The following is a 14,041-nucleotide window of genomic DNA, read 5'->3' on the forward strand; positions in this document are numbered from 1 at the left end:
GGCCATGGACGCGACCCGGATCGGTGCGGTCGAGGGGCTGCTGACGGCGCTCGTCGCCGAGGATGACGCCCTCGTCGCCGCCCGGACGGCGACCGAGGTCACGACCCCGGGCATCGAGGTCTCCCCGACGCTGGGCAAGCTGCTGCACCTGCTCGCCACGGTGCGTGGGGCGCGCCGGGTGCTCGAGTTCGGCACCCTGGCCGGGTATTCGACGATCTGGCTGGCCCGGGCCGTGGGGCCGGGCGGACGCGTCGTCTCCCTGGAGCTGGAGCGGCGCAACGCCGCCGTGGCCCGACGGCACCTCGAGGCGGCCGGGGTCTCGGCGTGGGTCGACATTCTGTGTGGCCCGGCGGCGAGCACCTCGGCCCTTCTGGTCGAGCGCGCCACCGAGCCCTTCGACCTCGTCCTCCTCGACGCCGACAAGGCCCCCCTGCCCCTCTACCTCGACCGGGCAGCGGCCCTCACCCGGCCGGGCGCGGTGGTCGTCATCGACAACGTCGTGCGCGGGGGCCGGATCGCGGACGACGAGGCGGCGTCCGATCCCGACGCGGCCGGCGCGCGGCAGGCGCTCGCGACGCTGGCGTCCGACCCACGCTGGGACGCCACCGCCCTGCAGACGGTCGGGCCGAAGGGCTGGGATGGCGTCGCCGTGGCGGTGCGCCGATGACCGGACCGTCGTGCCCCTGTGGGCCGCCGGGGCGGGAGCCCGGCCCCGACACCGTCCCGGACGACGGATCGTGGCTGCCCGGGTCGGGAGCCGATCGGCACCCCATTCCCCAGGCGCGGATCCCGGCAGGGACGTACACGCGGGGTGACTCCTCCGGAGACCGCAACCCGGGCGACGGGGAGGTGCCGCGCCACGAGGTGAGCCTCGATGCGTTCTGGATCGACGAGACGTCGGTGACCAACGCGGCGTTCGCGGCGTTCATCGCGGACACGGGCCACCGCACCGAGGCGGAGACCTTCGGGTTCTCCGCGGTGTTCCACCTCGCCGTGACCGCACCCCGCGTGGACGTCATGGGCCCGGCCGCAGGGACCCCGTGGTGGTGGGGCGTCCGTGGCGCGGACTGGCGCCACCCCGGCGGGCGCGACTCCACGATCGACGATCTGGCCGACCACCCGGTGGTGCACGTGAGCTGGAACGACGCGGTCGCCTACTGCGCCTGGGCGGGGCGGCGCCTGCCGACCGAGGCGGAGTGGGAGTACGCGGCCCGGGGCGGCCTCGCGTCCGCCACGTACCCCTGGGGTGACGACGCGGTGGACGCCGGCGGCTGGCGCGCGAACATCTGGCAGGGCACGTTTCCCCGGCACAACACCGGCGAGGACGGCTGGCTGACCACCGCGCCCGTCCGCACGTTCGAACCCAACGGGTACGGGCTGTGGCAGATGGTCGGCAACGTCTGGGAGTGGTGCGCGGACTGGTTCTCGCCGACGGCCTATACCGACGCCCCCGCGCGTTCGCCGCAGGGCCCGGCCACGGGAGCGGCGCGCGTGCTGCGGGGCGGCAGCTACCTGTGCCACGCGTCGTACTGCAATCGCTACCGCAACGCCGCCCGCTCCCAGAACACCCCGGACTCCTCCATGGGCAACGCCGGGTTCAGGACGGTCGCGGGCTGAGCGACCCGGGCGTCACGCGGGCGCCGCGGCGGCGTCCGGATCCTGGGCGTAGCGGGAGGCGAGCCACGAGCACGCCATGAGCTGCGCCTGGTGGAACACCATGAGCGGCAGCATGATGAGCCCGATGGGCTGGCCCGCGAAGAGCACGGTGGCCATCGGCAGGCCCGTCGCGAGTGACTTCTTGGTGCCGCACATCTGGATGGCGATCGCATCCTCACGGTTGAACCCGAGCCGGTGGGCGAGCCACCAGGTGAACCAGAGCATCAGCGCGAGGATGGCAAGACAGAAGCCAATGAGGATCAGGATGTCGACGACCGACACCATGCCCCAGATGCCCTCGCGGACGCCCTCGGAGAACGCCGCGTAGACGACCAGCACGATCGAGCCCTGATCGAAGAGCTTGAGCTTCCTGTGGCGCGCCACGAAGTCGGCCGTCCACCGCCGCGAGAGCTGCCCCAGGATGAACGGCAGCAGAATCTGCGCCATGAGATTCACGATCGAGCCGTACCCGACGGACGCCTGTCCGGTGGTGTTCATCAGCGCAATGGCCAGCAACGGGGTGACGACGACCCCCAGCAGGTTGGACGCCGACGCGCTCACGATGGCGCCCGCGACGTTGCCGCGGGCGATCGAGGTGAAGTTGATGGAGCTCTGCACGGTGGAGGGGCACAGCGTGGTGTAGACGAGCCCGGGCAGCAGGGCGGCGGGCAACACCGCGCCGGGCACGAAGCCGAGCGCGAACCCCAGCAGGGGAAACAGCACGAACGTGCAGGCGAGGATCGTCAGGTGTAGCCGCCAGTGCCGCAGCCCCGCCAGTGCCTCGGCGGGCTTGAGGCGGACGCCGTAGAGGAAGAACAGGCAGAAGATCGCGATGCGCGTGGCCCAGTCGAGGATCGGCTCACCGATGCCTCGCGCCGGCAGCACGGACGCGATCGCCGCGGCGGCGATGATCGCCATCAGGAACGGATCGAGCCGGATCTTTGCGCGTGGGGCCACGCGGACACCCTAGTGGCGCGATTGCTAGAGTCCGGACGTGGTCACAGTGCTGGAATGGAGTGCGTACGGCGAGGCCCTCGGTGAGGCGGGGGCGGTGCTGCGCGGCAATGCTGCCAGCGCGGGGCTGGGCGCGTCCGTGCCGACGTGCCCCGGCTGGGTTGTCACCGACCTGGTCACCCACGTCGGCCTCGTGCACCGGTGGGCGGCGGGGCGGATCCGCGGTGAGGGGGAGCGGCCAGACGCCGACGTCGAGGCCGAGGCGGCCGCGTCCGACGATCTGCTCGATTGGTTCGACGACGGCCTGGTCGACCTGCTGAACGCGCTGGCGTCCGCGCCGGAGGAGCTGTCGGGCGACTTCTTCCTTCCGGACGCCCCGCCGCTGCGGCTGGCGTGGGCGCGCCGCATGGCCCACGAGACCACGATCCACGCCGTGGACGCCATGGCCGCCCGGCTGGGGCGCTCCCCGCAGGCCGGTGAGGTGTGGTTCTCGGCGGCGTTCGCCGCGGACGGGCTGGACGAGTTGCTCACCGGTTTCCTGCCCCGGCCGCGGTACGAGCTGACCCCGGCGGAGCCCGACGAGGTGCTGGTCACGCCGTCGGACGTGGACGCCGGCTGGCTGGTGGAGGCCTCGGCGGAGGGGACGGAGACCTCGCGTGTCGCCGAGCTGCCCGACCTGGGCGTCGTGGCCACGGACGCGACCACCGTCACCGGTGAGGCCCGCGGGCTCTACCTCGGGCTGTGGAACCGCGGTGAGGAGCTGGCGTGCTCCGATCCGGCCTGGCTCACACGCTGGCGCGAGGGCGTCCGCGTCACGTGGTGACCCGGTGCTGATCGAGGTCGCCGACGCGTCCGACCCGCGGCTGGGGGACTACGTCGCGCTGCGCGACACGGCGCTGCGACGCTCGCTGGAGTCCGAGCGCGGGCTGTTCATCGCCGAGGGGGAGAAGGTGATCCGCCGGGCGGTCGAGGCCGGCCATCGTCCGCGCTCGTTCCTGCTCGCCGAGCGGTGGCTGCCCGGGTTGGCGGACCTGTGGGAGGCCCGGCCCGACGTGCCCGTCTACGTCGTCACCGAGGCGGTGGCCGAGGCCGTCACCGGCTTCCACGTGCACCGCGGGGCGCTGGCCTCCCTGCACCGCGCGGCGCCGGCCCGCATGGCCGACCTGCTCGACGCCCGCCGCCTCGTCGTCGCCGAGGACGTCGTCGACCACACCAACGTCGGGGCGCTGATCCGCGGCGCGGCGGGCCTGGGCTGGGACGGCGTCCTGCTCGCCCCGCGCGCCGCCGACCCGCTGTACCGCCGCGCGATCAAGGTCAGCATGGGGACGGTGTTCGCGCTGCCGTGGGCGCGCGTCAATGACTGGGCGACGGCCCTGCCGGCCCTGCGCGAGGCCGGGTTCACCGTCGTCGCGTTCGCGCTCACCCCCGACGCCGTGCCCCTGGACGCCTACGTGGCGGCGGGGGTGCCCGAGCGCCTCGCGCTGGTGGTGGGCACCGAGGGGGACGGGTTGTCGCAGCGGTGGATCGATCAGGCCGACGTCGTCGTCTCGATCCCCATGAGCCGCGGCGTCGACTCGCTCAACGTCGCCGCCGCCACGGCCGTGGCCTGCTGGGCGCTGCGCTGACCCGGGCCGAGCCGCCGCACTGCCGCACGGTGGCCGCCGATCAGTCGTCGGCGGTCTTCTTCTTCGGCGTCACCGGCCAGTCATCGGGGTAGAGGTGGGCCACGGCGTCCTTCTGCTCGGTGAGCTTGCGGAACGCGCGCGAGGAGAGCCGGTCGCCGAAGACGATGCCGTTGAGGTGGTCCGTCTCGTGCTGCAGGCAACGGGCCAGGAGGCCGGTGCCTCGGACGGTGACGGGCTCGCCCCAGGGATCGACCCCGGTGCACGTGGCCACGTCGGGGCGGGCCAGGGCCTGGTAGCCCCCGGGGTAGGAGAGGCAGCCCTCGTCGGTGGAATCCAGGCTGCGTTCCTTGCCGGTGGGTGTGGTGACGACCGGGTTGCAGATGGCGCCATGGTGGACGACGTCGTCGTCGTCGGGGCACTGGTACACGAACAGGCTGAGGTCGCGACCCACCTGGGTGGCGGCGAGCCCGACGCCCTGGGCGGCGCGCATGGTGGCGAACATGTCGGCCACCAGGCTCCGCAGGTCGTCGTCGAACTCCGTGACCGGCTTCGTCTCGGCGTGCATGACCGCTTCGCCCCACCGGGTGACGCGCAGCACCGTGCCGCCGGTCATCAGCTCTTCGATCGCCATGGTTCCTCTCCCGTGCGTTTGCATGCTCCACCGGCGCGCGCTGGCCGGGGGCAACCGCTCCATTCTGGCACGCTGGGCCGCATGGAGCCCGACGAGGTGGAGCCAACGATGGATCCCCGCGAGGCGGATCCCAGCCCGGCGCACGCCGTCGAGGCGGGGCTGGCGCCCGCCCTCGATGCGTGGGCCTCCCACCTGCGCTGGGAGCGTAACCTCGCCGCCCACACCCGCCGCGCCTATGCGGGCGACCTCGCGAACCTCGCCGGTTTCCTCGCCGGGCGGGGGACCGCGGACTGGGCGCTGGTGGACCACCGCGACCTGCGCGCCTGGCTGGCCGACCTGCACCGTCGGGGCGCTGAGCGCACGACGGTCGCGCGGCGGGCCACGGCCGCCCGGGTGTTCTTCGCCTGGGCCGTGGGCACCGGGCGCGTGCCCCACGACCCGGCTGCGGCCCTGCGCGCCCCGCGGGCGGACCGGAACCTGCCCCCCACCCTCGACCGACGGGCGACCGCCGGGGTGTTCGAACACCTCGCCGCCCGGATCGCGGCGGCCGAGGATCCTCGGGAGCAGGCCGTGGCCCTCCGGGACGCCGCGATCATCGAGGTGCTCTACTCCTGCGGGCTGCGCGTCTCCGAACTGTGCGGTCTCGACACCGGCGGCTGGGACGCCGACCGACGCCTGCTGCGCGTCCGGGGCAAGGGCGACAAGGAACGCGCCACCCCGCTGGGCGTGCCCGCCGAGCGGGCGCTCGCCGCGTGGCTGGCGGTCCGGCCCCTGCTCGCGGGGCCGGCGGCGGGGGAGTGCGTGTTCGTCGGCGAGCGGGGGGCGCGCATCGACCCGCGCGTCGTGCGGCGCATCGTCCACGCCACGCTGGCCGCCGTGCCGGACGCCCCCGATCTCGGCCCCCACGGGCTGCGGCACGCCATGGCCACCCACCTCCTCGAGGGCGGTGCGGATCTGCGCAGCGTCCAGGAGATGCTCGGCCACGCCTCGCTCGGGACCACGCAGATCTACACCCACGTCACCAACGAGCGGCTCCGCGACGCGTTCCGCCAGGCGCACCCCCGCGCCTGACCCGGGCCCAGCGCCTAGGCCCCACCCGCCCCGCGCCGGCCCGGCCAGGCGCCCCTCGCGTGCCGCACGCAACTCCCTCACCCCAGCCACCGCTGCGGGTCGGTGTGACGCCCGTTGACCTTGACCGAGAAGTGCAGGTGACAGCCGGTCGACCACCCGGTGGATCCCATCGTGCCCACGAACTGGCCGCGGGTCACCCGTTCCCCGACCCGGACGCGATACCCCTGGGCGTGCAGGTAGACCGTCTGCAGGTCCACCCCGCCGAGCTGGCCGTGGGCGATCACCAGCCGCCACCCACCCGAGGCGTCGAAGCCGACGTGGCTCACGACGCCGTCCGCGGCGGCCAGCAGCGGCGTCCCGCACCCGGCCGACAGGTCGATGCCGTTGTGCATGCGCCACTCGTGGAAGATCGGGTGGAAGCGCGGCCCGAACACCGAGCCCAGCCGCCCCGCGGTCGGCAGCGCCAGCACCCCCGACCCCGGCGGTGCCGCCCCGGACGCCGCGGCACCGCCAGCCGGGCCGAGCCCCGACGCCACGGCCGCCGCGAAAGCGGCCGCCTCACGTGCGGCCGCGCGGGCGCGCACGCCCGCGGCGGCATCGGCGGGCAGCAACCGCACCGTGGACCCGTCGAGCAGCATCAGGGGGTCGAGGTACTCCTCGGCCCGCTTCAGTCCCCAGTGCAGGCAGGCCACGGCCGGGCAGGCGTGCCCGGCGTCCAACACGCCCACCGGATCGCCGGCGGCCACCCGGGTGCCCACGGCCACGCTCGCCGTCACCGGCTCCAACGTCGAGCGCCGGTCGTCGTGCGTCACCACCACCACGTGCCGCCCCGCCACCTCGCCGGCGAACGTCACCGTCCCGGCCGCGGGGGAGACCACCGTCTCGCCCGGCGTCCCCGCCAGATCCACCCCGCGATGCCCGGCACCCCACCGCACCTCGGGCGGATCGAAACCCGTCACGACCGCCCCCGGCACCGGCAGCTGGCCGAGCGACGCCGCGGCAGCCAGCGGGGCCGCGGCGCCGACCACCGGCAGGGCCACCAGCAGGGTCACCACGCACCAGGCCGCCGCGCGCCTGGCCCACCCCCGATTCCGCCTCGTCACGCCCAGACATTAGGACGCGGGTGTCACCCGTAGTCAGCTCCGCTTTGCCCCCGCGATCGCCCCGGGACTAGACTGGAGGCAGCGACTCGGCAGATCCGGGTCGACTTCGCATGCGGTCAGACCGAACCTCGTTCGGGTCTCGCCCCGGGTGCCCACGCCAGGCGTGGGTGGGGCGCGGCGTCCGCATCAGGGGGCCGAAGAGCTCGGCCCGCAACGAACCCGAATGCGGGTCGCCCCCGTGCGCCCGCGAAGAAAGGACCGGCCATGGCCGTCGTCACCACCCGTCAGCTGCTCGAGAGCGGCGTCCACTTCGGGCACCAGACCCGTCGCTGGAACCCCAAGATGAAGCGCTTCATCTTCGGCGAGCGCAACGGCATCTACATCATCGACCTGCAGCAGTCGCTGACCTACATCGACCAGGCCTTCTCCTTCGTGCGCGACACGGTGGCCCGCGGCGGTCAGGTGCTGTTCGTCGGCACCAAGAAGCAGGCCCAGGAGGCCATCGCCGAGCAGGCGACCCGCGTGGGCATGCCCTACGTCAACCAGCGCTGGCTGGGCGGCATGCTGACCAACTACGCCACCATCTCCAAGCGCACCGCGAAGATGAAGGAGCTCGAGGCGATCGACTTCACCGACGTCGCCGGCTCGGGCCTCACCAAGAAGGAGCTCCTGCAGGAGGAGCGCAAGAAGGACAAGCTGGCGAAGACCCTCGGCGGCATCCGCGACATGCACAAGCTGCCGCAGGCCATCTGGGTCGTCGACACCAAGAAGGAGCACCTGGCGATCGACGAGGCGCGCAAGCTGCGCATCCCGATCGTGGGCATCCTCGACACCAACTGTGACCCCGACGAGGTCGACTACGCCATCCCGGGCAACGACGACGCGATCCGTTCCGTGGGCCTGCTGACCCGCATCATCGCCGACGCCGTGGCCGAGGGCCTCTTGGCGCGCAGCCAGGGTGGCCAGTCCGCCGGCGGCACCGAGGCCGAGCCGATGGCCGAGTGGGAGCGTGAGCTCCTCGGCGCCGCCGAGGTGCAGGCCACCACGTCCGAGGCCGAGGCCGTCGAGGGCAGCGACCTGCAGGGCAGCCAGCTCGTCGACGAGGTCGACGGCGCGGTCGCCGAGACCGCCGCGCTCGAGGACGCTGCGGCCGAGGGTGAGGCCGCGCAGGCCCCCGTGGCCGGCGCGTCCGGCGACGCCTCCGAGGTCCAGGCCGAGATCGACGCGTCCGCCGCGTCGCCCGCGTCCGCGGAGTCGGCCAATGCGCCGGCGTCCGCCGACGAGACCAACTGATCCGGCCCACCAGCGAACAAGGAAGCACAGACATGGCTATCACTGCTGCTGACGTCAAGAAGCTCCGCGACGCCACGGGCGCCGGAATGATGGACGCCAAGAAGGCGCTCACCGAGGCCGAGGGCGACTTCGAGGCCGCCACCGAGATCCTGCGCGTGAAGGGCGCCGCCAAGGTCAGCGGTCGCTCTGACCGCGAGGCCAGCAACGGCCTCGTGGCCGCAGCCGGCACCTCGCTCATCCAGCTTGGCGCCGAGACCGACTTCGTCGCGAAGAACGACGAGTTCGTCGCGCTGGCCGGGGAGATCGTCGAGGCCGTCGAGGCGGCCAAGGCCGACGGGGTGGAGGCGGCGCGCTCCGCCACGCTCGCGTCCGGCTCCACCGTCGAGGACGCCGTGGGCGCCCTCGCTGCGAAGATCGGGGAGAAGCTCGAGCTCGCCAACGCGGCGCACTTCGAGGCCCCGGCCGAGATCTACCTCCACCGCCGCAGCCAGGACCTGCCCCCGCAGGTCGGCGTCATGATCGAGTACACCGGCGGCACGAGCGAGTTCGTGCGCGGCATCGCGATGCAGATCGCGGCGATGAGCCCGCAGTACCTCGACCGGGAGTCCGTGCCGGCCGACGTCGTGGAGAAGGAGCGCCACGTCGCCGAGCTGACCGCCAAGGAGGAGGGCAAGCCCGAGAACATCATCGGGCGCATCGTGGAGGGTCGCCTGGGCGGCTTCTACAAGGAGGTCTGCCTCGTGGAGCAGCCGTCGGTGTCCGACGACAAGAAGACCGTCGGCCAGCTCCTGAAGGACAACGGCGTGACCGTCAAGCGTTTCGTGCGCTTCGCCGCCGGCGCCTGACCCCGGCGCAGTCCTCGGTTCTCAACTACAGTGGCGTGCACCGTCCATACGGTGCACGCCACTTCTCGTCCGTCCGGCCCCGGCCGGAGCGGGCACCGGCCGCCGGCCCGCCGCGTCACCACCACCTGTGAAGGGGGACCTGTCCCGATGTCGAAGTACCGCCGCGTTCTGCTGAAGCTCTCCGGAGAGGCGTTCGGGGGTGGCAGCGTCGGGGTCGACCCGGACATCATCGCCGGCGTCGCCGACGAGATCGCCGAGATCGTGGCGGACGGGGTCGAGGTCGCCGTCGTCACCGGCGGCGGCAACTTCTTCCGGGGTGCCCAGCTGCAGCAGCGCGGCATGGAGCGCCGCCGGGCCGACTACATGGGCATGCTCGGCACGGTCATGAACTGCCTGGCCCTGCAGGACTTCCTGGAGCAGGCCGGCGTCCCCACCCGCGTGCAGACCGCCATCACGATGGGCCAGGTCGCCGAGCCCTACATTCCGCTGCGGGCCGTTCGCCACCTCGAGAAGGGCCGGGTCGTCCTGTTCGGCGCCGGCTCCGGCATGCCGTTCTTCTCCACCGACACGGTCGCCGCTCAACGCGCCCTCGAGATTCGCGCCGACGTGCTGCTGATGAGCAAGAACGGCACCGACGGCGTCTACGACTCCGATCCGCGCACCAACCCCGAGGCCCGTCGCTACGACCAGCTCACGTACACCGACTTCCTCGCGAACGACCTCAAGGTGGCGGACGCCACCGCCATCAGCCTGGCTCGTGACAACGGCCTCCCGATGATCTTCTTCGACCTCGCCGTCCGCGGCAACATCGCCCGCGTCATTGCCGGTGAGAAGATCGGTACGTCCGTCCACGCCTGACCACCCATCCACCGAAGGGATCCACGATGACGTCCGAGATCGTCAGCTCCGCCGAACAGAAGAACCGGGGCACCGTCGAACACGCGCGGGAGGAGTTCGGTGCGATCCGCACCGGGCGCGCCCACCCGGCGATGTTCAACAAGCTCATGGTCGACTACTACGGTGCGCAGACGCCGTTGCAGCAGCTGGCCACCTTCCAGGTGCCCGAGGCGCGCATCGTGCTCATCAGCCCCTTCGACCGGGGTGCGATGGCCGGCATCGAGAAGGCGATCCGCGATTCCGACCTCGGCGTGAACCCCGCCAACGACGGCAACGTCATCCGCATCGTGATGCCGCAGCTCACCGAGGAGCGCCGCAAGGAGTACATCAAGGTCGCCCGCACCAAGGCCGAGGAGGCGCGCGTCGCGATCCGGAACAACCGCCGCCACGCCGTCGACGCGGTCAAGAAGCTGGCGAAGGACAAGGAGATCGGCGAGGACGACGCCAAGAGCGCCGAGAAGCACCTCGACACGGTCACCAAGAAGTACGAGGAGCAGGTCAACGACCTGCTCAAGGCCAAGGAAGCCGAGCTGCTCGAGGTCTGATGGCCGACGTTCCCGGCGCTGCCCCCGCGACGGGGGCACCCACCACCAAGCGGCGGTCCGCGGGCCGTGACCTGCCGGCCGCGATCGCCGTGGGGGTGGGTCTGATCGGCCTCGTCGTGGTGACGCTGGCGTGGTTCCACTGGGGTTTCATCGTCTTCGCGGCCGTGATGCTCTCGCTGGCGGCGATCGAGATCAACTGGGCGCTGCGCCGCCAGGGCGTGCGCCCGGCGATCAAGCCCATCGTGCTGGGTACCTTCGCGATGATCGTGGGCACCTACGCGGCGTCCACGGGGGTGGGGTTGCTCGACATGCCGTGGCACTCCGCCCTGCTGGCGTTCCTGGGCGCGACGGTGCTGGCGGCGCTGATCGTGCGGTTGCCGAAGGGGCACGAGCACTTCGTCCGCGACGCCGCGGGGAGCGTGTTCATCATCGGCTACGTGGCCCTGCTCGGCTCGTTCACCGCGCTGATCCTCGCCGGCGACCAGGGGGCGGCGCGCATGATCGCATTCCTGCTCTGCGTGGTCGCCAACGACACCGGCGGCTACGCGGTGGGGGTGCTCTTCGGCCGGACGCCGCTGGCGCCCGTCCTCAGCCCCAAGAAGACGTGGGAGGGCCTGGTCGGCTCGGCCGTGTTCACCGTCGGGGTCGGTGTGGCCCTGTGCATGGGGGTGCTGGGGGTGGCCTGGTGGGTCGGCGTCCTGCTCGGCCTCGTCGTGGTCGTGTTCGCCACCGTCGGCGATCTCATCGAGAGCGCGATCAAGCGCGACGTCGGCATCAAGGACATGAGTTCGATCCTGCCCGGGCACGGCGGCATCATGGACCGCCTGGACTCCATGCTGGTCGCCGCTGCCCCCGCGTGGTGGGTGATGTACCTCTTCGTCCCCGGGGGCTGAGCCCCCGCCCGTGCCCGCTGTCGGAGGGGCCCGCTAGCCTTGTCGGGTGACCGATGGACTGACCGCCGCCGAACAGGCCCGCGTCGACGAGTTGGACGCCCACGCCCGCGCCGGGCGGACGCTGCCGCTGCGCTTCGACGCCCCGCGGCGCGGCAAGCCGCCGCGGCACTGGGCCGACCTGGCCCCCGACGAGCGTCGCGCCGCCGTGACGGACGCCGGGTTGCCTGCCTTCCGCGCCTCGCAGTTCGACACCCAGTACTACCGCCACGCCAACGCCGATCCCTCGACATGGACCGACCTGCCCGCCGCCGCGCGCGACGAGGTGGCCGAGCGGTTCTTCCCGGCGCTGCTGAGCCCCGTCCGGGAGCAGGCCGCCGACGAGGGCACGACGGTCAAGACGCTGTGGCGCCTCCACGACGGGGCGCTGGTCGAGAGCGTGCTCATGGAGTACGGCGTCGCCGGCAAGCGGTCGAGCGGCTCCGGACGCCGACGCGCCACCCTGTGCGTGTCGAGCCAGGCGGGCTGCGGCATGGCCTGCCCGTTCTGCGCCACCGGCCAGGGCGGCCTGCAGCGCAACATGTCCACCGGCGAGATCGTGGCCCAGGTGGTGGCCGCAGCGGCCCGCGTCCGCCTCACCAACATCGTGTTCATGGGCATGGGCGAGCCGATGGCCAACTACAACGCCGTGATGGGTTCGGTCCGCCGCATGGTCGACGACATCGGGCTCAGCGCGCGCGGCATCACGATCTCGACCGTCGGGCTGGTGCCCCGCATCCGGCAGCTCACCACCGAAGGCGTGCCGGTCACCTTGGCCGTCAGCCTGCACGCGCCCGACGACGAACTGCGCGACACGCTGGTGCCGATCAACACCCGCTTCCCCCTCGCCGAGGTGGTGGACGCCGCGCACGCCTACTTCCGCACCACCGGGCGCCGGGTGTCGATCGAGTACGCGCTCATCCGCGACGTCAACGACCAGGCGTGGCGGGCGGACGCCCTGGGCGCGCTCCTCACCGCCGACGGCCGCGGCGCGCACTGGGTGCACGTCAACCCGATCCCACTCAACCCGACCCCGGGGTCGAAGTGGACCGCCTCGCGGCGCGCCGACGAGCACAAGTTCGTCCGGCGCCTGAACGCGCGCGGCATCGCGGCCACGATCCGCGACACCCGCGGCCGCGAGATCGACGGGGCCTGCGGGCAGCTGGCCGCCCAAGGCGCCTGATGATGACGTCGGGGAGGCCCGGGCGGTGGTCGTTGAAACCCCCGTCCGATCACCACACCGGCCTGTGCTTCGTGCTGGGCGGGTTGTGCTGACTGGCCTCGTCGGCCGTGAGCTGGCAGCTCAGTGACGGCGGGGCCAAGGTTGTGGTCCTCGCCGTGGGGCTGTTACTCGTCGCTCGCGGTGCGTGGTTGCTCGCCCGGGGGCGTCCGGCGCCTCGTCGGTGAGGGCGACGGGACGACCTCGAGGGCCTCGTCCATGCTGTCGACGAGGTGCACGTGCGGCTCCATCAGCCGCCCGGACGCCAACGCCGCCACGAGCGGCCATGCGGGGAGCTGCTCCTGCCAGTAGGCGCGCCCGACCAGGATCATCGGGGTCACCTGGCGTTCGTCGGAGGCGTAGTAGTTGCGCGTGAGGGCCTGGAAGATCTCCTGGGTTGTGCCCGCGCGGCCCGGCACATAGATGATGCCGGCGCCGCACAGGCGCAGCAGGATGTCCTCGCGGATCGCGTTGTCGAAGTACTTCGCGATGCCGGTGCCGAACACGTTGGGCGGCTCATGGCCGTAGAACCAGGTGGGGACGCCGACGTTGGCCCGGGTGCAGTCCCAACGCCGCCTGACCTCCATCGCCGCACCGACCCAGGCGCCCACGTCCGGCTCGAACGACGGCACGGACGCCAGGTGCGCGCAGGCGGCCTCCACGTCGGCGGCCGTGCCGTTGAGCGAGGCGCCCAGGTTGGCCGCCTCCATCGCGCCCGGCCCGCCGCCGGTGAGCACCAGGTGCCCGGCCTCGGCGAGGCGGCGTCCGAGGTGGGCGGTCTCGACGAAGGCGGGCGTGCCGCGTCCGACGGCGTGGCCGCCCATAACGCCGACCGCGGTGCGCGGCTCGGGCACGGCCTCGGCGAGCCCGTCGGACATGAAGTGGTCGTGCAACGCGTGGGCGACGCCGGCGTCCAGCAACCGGGAGCGGTCGCGCAGGGTCCAGGCGTAGATGACGGCGTCCTTGGTGGTCGCGTACCCGGCCTCGAGGCCCGCGTAGAGGTCCTCTGCGGCGTACAGGGCGGGCCGGTAGGCGTCGAAGGGCACCTGCGGCAGCCGCGGGAACACCGTGGCGCCGCGCTCGGCCAGCGAGGTGGCCGTGCGGTGCTTGAGCCGGCAGCCGAGGAAGAACGCGTTGTGCACCTCGACGCGCTCGAGCACCGCGCCGCGGCCGCGCAGGTCCATCGACTTCACGATGCACCCCGCGAGCGACCCGGTGCTGCGGAGGTGGGCGTCCAACGTTGCCAGCGACTCGATTTCAGCGCGCATGGTGA

General features: G+C 72.6%; 15 protein-coding genes. 11 read left to right on the top strand and 4 right to left on the bottom strand.

Going from position 1 to position 14,041, the window contains the following annotated elements; translation table 11 throughout:
* Window positions 1-4: 4 nt before the first annotated feature.
* Complete coding sequence (locus PCC79_RS05500) at window positions 5-667, top strand: O-methyltransferase (protein ID WP_232550162.1); 663 nt, start codon at window positions 5-7, stop codon at window positions 665-667.
* Complete coding sequence (locus tag PCC79_RS05505; protein ID WP_342373242.1) at window positions 664-1,617, top strand: formylglycine-generating enzyme family protein; 954 nt, start codon at window positions 664-666, stop codon at window positions 1,615-1,617. Before PCC79_RS05500 ends, PCC79_RS05505 begins: the two co-directional genes overlap by 4 nt.
* Window positions 1,618-1,629: 12 nt before the next feature.
* On the opposite strand, the gene PCC79_RS05510 is transcribed toward PCC79_RS05505, so the two are convergent.
* A complete protein-coding gene (locus tag PCC79_RS05510) occupies window positions 1,630-2,574 on the bottom strand; it encodes a bile acid:sodium symporter family protein (protein WP_232550169.1) in 945 nt (314 codons plus the stop codon).
* 76 nt (window positions 2,575-2,650) lie between these two features.
* Here PCC79_RS05510 and PCC79_RS05515 point away from each other — a divergent pair, with 76 nt between their 5' ends.
* Together PCC79_RS05515 and PCC79_RS05520 are read left to right on the top strand one after the other, a co-directional pair.
* Window positions 2,651-3,433 carry a maleylpyruvate isomerase N-terminal domain-containing protein gene (locus PCC79_RS05515; protein ID WP_232550160.1) on the top strand — a complete coding sequence of 261 codons (783 nt, stop codon included), beginning with the start codon at window positions 2,651-2,653 and terminating at the stop codon, window positions 3,431-3,433.
* Between the two features lie 4 nt (window positions 3,434-3,437).
* On the top strand, window positions 3,438-4,235 hold the full coding sequence (locus PCC79_RS05520) for an RNA methyltransferase (protein WP_342373243.1): 798 nt from the start codon (window positions 3,438-3,440) through the stop codon (window positions 4,233-4,235).
* Window positions 4,236-4,275: 40 nt separating this feature from the next.
* On the opposite strand, the gene def is transcribed toward PCC79_RS05520, so the two are convergent.
* Window positions 4,276-4,890, bottom strand: coding sequence for a peptide deformylase (def, locus tag PCC79_RS05525; RefSeq protein WP_425325666.1), 615 nt, complete (start codon window positions 4,888-4,890; stop codon window positions 4,276-4,278).
* A gap of 84 nt (window positions 4,891-4,974) precedes the next feature.
* Between def and PCC79_RS05530 the strand changes: the two genes are divergently transcribed.
* On the top strand, window positions 4,975-5,937 hold the full coding sequence (locus PCC79_RS05530) for a tyrosine recombinase XerC (RefSeq protein WP_425325667.1): 963 nt from the start codon (window positions 4,975-4,977) through the stop codon (window positions 5,935-5,937).
* A gap of 77 nt (window positions 5,938-6,014) precedes the next feature.
* Here PCC79_RS05530 and PCC79_RS05535 read toward each other — a convergent pair whose 3' ends face one another.
* The gene (locus tag PCC79_RS05535) at window positions 6,015-7,040 is read right to left on the bottom strand and encodes a peptidoglycan DD-metalloendopeptidase family protein (RefSeq protein WP_342373245.1); all 1,026 of its coding nucleotides are present in this window, start codon (window positions 7,038-7,040) and stop codon (window positions 6,015-6,017) included.
* Between the two features lie 264 nt (window positions 7,041-7,304).
* Here PCC79_RS05535 and rpsB point away from each other — a divergent pair, with 264 nt between their 5' ends.
* The 6 genes from rpsB (at window position 7,305) to rlmN (ending at window position 12,732) form a co-directional block, all read left to right on the top strand.
* Window positions 7,305-8,333, top strand: coding sequence for a 30S ribosomal protein S2 (rpsB, locus tag PCC79_RS05540; protein WP_342373246.1), 1,029 nt, complete (start codon window positions 7,305-7,307; stop codon window positions 8,331-8,333).
* A 32-nt stretch (window positions 8,334-8,365) separates the two neighbouring features.
* Complete coding sequence (gene tsf / locus PCC79_RS05545; protein WP_232550154.1) at window positions 8,366-9,178, top strand: translation elongation factor Ts; 813 nt, start codon at window positions 8,366-8,368, stop codon at window positions 9,176-9,178.
* A gap of 147 nt (window positions 9,179-9,325) precedes the next feature.
* The gene (gene pyrH, locus PCC79_RS05550; RefSeq protein WP_342373247.1) at window positions 9,326-10,036 is read left to right on the top strand and encodes a UMP kinase; all 711 of its coding nucleotides are present in this window, start codon (window positions 9,326-9,328) and stop codon (window positions 10,034-10,036) included.
* 26 nt (window positions 10,037-10,062) lie between these two features.
* Window positions 10,063-10,620, top strand: coding sequence for a ribosome recycling factor (gene frr / locus PCC79_RS05555; RefSeq protein WP_232550151.1), 558 nt, complete (start codon window positions 10,063-10,065; stop codon window positions 10,618-10,620).
* Window positions 10,620-11,513 (top strand): phosphatidate cytidylyltransferase, encoded by an 894-nt coding sequence (locus PCC79_RS05560; RefSeq protein WP_342373248.1) that lies wholly within the window; start codon window positions 10,620-10,622, stop codon window positions 11,511-11,513. Before frr ends, PCC79_RS05560 begins: the two co-directional genes overlap by 1 nt.
* A 58-nt stretch (window positions 11,514-11,571) precedes the next feature.
* Complete coding sequence (gene rlmN, locus PCC79_RS05565) at window positions 11,572-12,732, top strand: 23S rRNA (adenine(2503)-C(2))-methyltransferase RlmN (protein WP_342373594.1); 1,161 nt, start codon at window positions 11,572-11,574, stop codon at window positions 12,730-12,732.
* A 164-nt stretch (window positions 12,733-12,896) separates the two neighbouring features.
* Here rlmN and PCC79_RS05570 read toward each other — a convergent pair whose 3' ends face one another.
* Entirely contained in the window at window positions 12,897-14,036 is a 1,140-nt protein-coding gene (locus PCC79_RS05570) for an LOG family protein (protein WP_342373249.1), read from the bottom strand.
* Window positions 14,037-14,041: the final 5 nt, after the last annotated feature.

The sequence above is a fragment of the Propioniciclava soli genome (assembly GCF_038502305.1).
GTDB lineage: Bacteria > Actinomycetota > Actinomycetes > Propionibacteriales > Propionibacteriaceae > Propioniciclava > Propioniciclava soli.

Coding starts and splice junctions, on each gene's coding strand:
- PCC79_RS05500 (WP_232550162.1), top strand. CDS start 5: ATGGACGCGACCCGGATCGGTGCGGTCGAGGGGCTGCTGACGGCGCTC.
- PCC79_RS05505 (WP_342373242.1), top strand. CDS start 664: ATGACCGGACCGTCGTGCCCCTGTGGGCCGCCGGGGCGGGAGCCCGGC.
- PCC79_RS05510 (WP_232550169.1), bottom strand. CDS start 2,574: ATGGCGATCATCGCCGCCGCGGCGATCGCGTCCGTGCTGCCGGCGCGA.
- def (WP_425325666.1), bottom strand. CDS start 4,890: ATGCAAACGCACGGGAGAGGAACCATGGCGATCGAAGAGCTGATGACC.
- PCC79_RS05530 (WP_425325667.1), top strand. CDS start 4,975: ATGGATCCCCGCGAGGCGGATCCCAGCCCGGCGCACGCCGTCGAGGCG.
- rpsB (WP_342373246.1), top strand. CDS start 7,305: ATGGCCGTCGTCACCACCCGTCAGCTGCTCGAGAGCGGCGTCCACTTC.
- tsf (WP_232550154.1), top strand. CDS start 8,366: ATGGCTATCACTGCTGCTGACGTCAAGAAGCTCCGCGACGCCACGGGC.
- pyrH (WP_342373247.1), top strand. CDS start 9,326: ATGTCGAAGTACCGCCGCGTTCTGCTGAAGCTCTCCGGAGAGGCGTTC.
- frr (WP_232550151.1), top strand. CDS start 10,063: ATGACGTCCGAGATCGTCAGCTCCGCCGAACAGAAGAACCGGGGCACC.
- PCC79_RS05560 (WP_342373248.1), top strand. CDS start 10,620: ATGGCCGACGTTCCCGGCGCTGCCCCCGCGACGGGGGCACCCACCACC.
- PCC79_RS05570 (WP_342373249.1), bottom strand. CDS start 14,036: ATGCGCGCTGAAATCGAGTCGCTGGCAACGTTGGACGCCCACCTCCGC.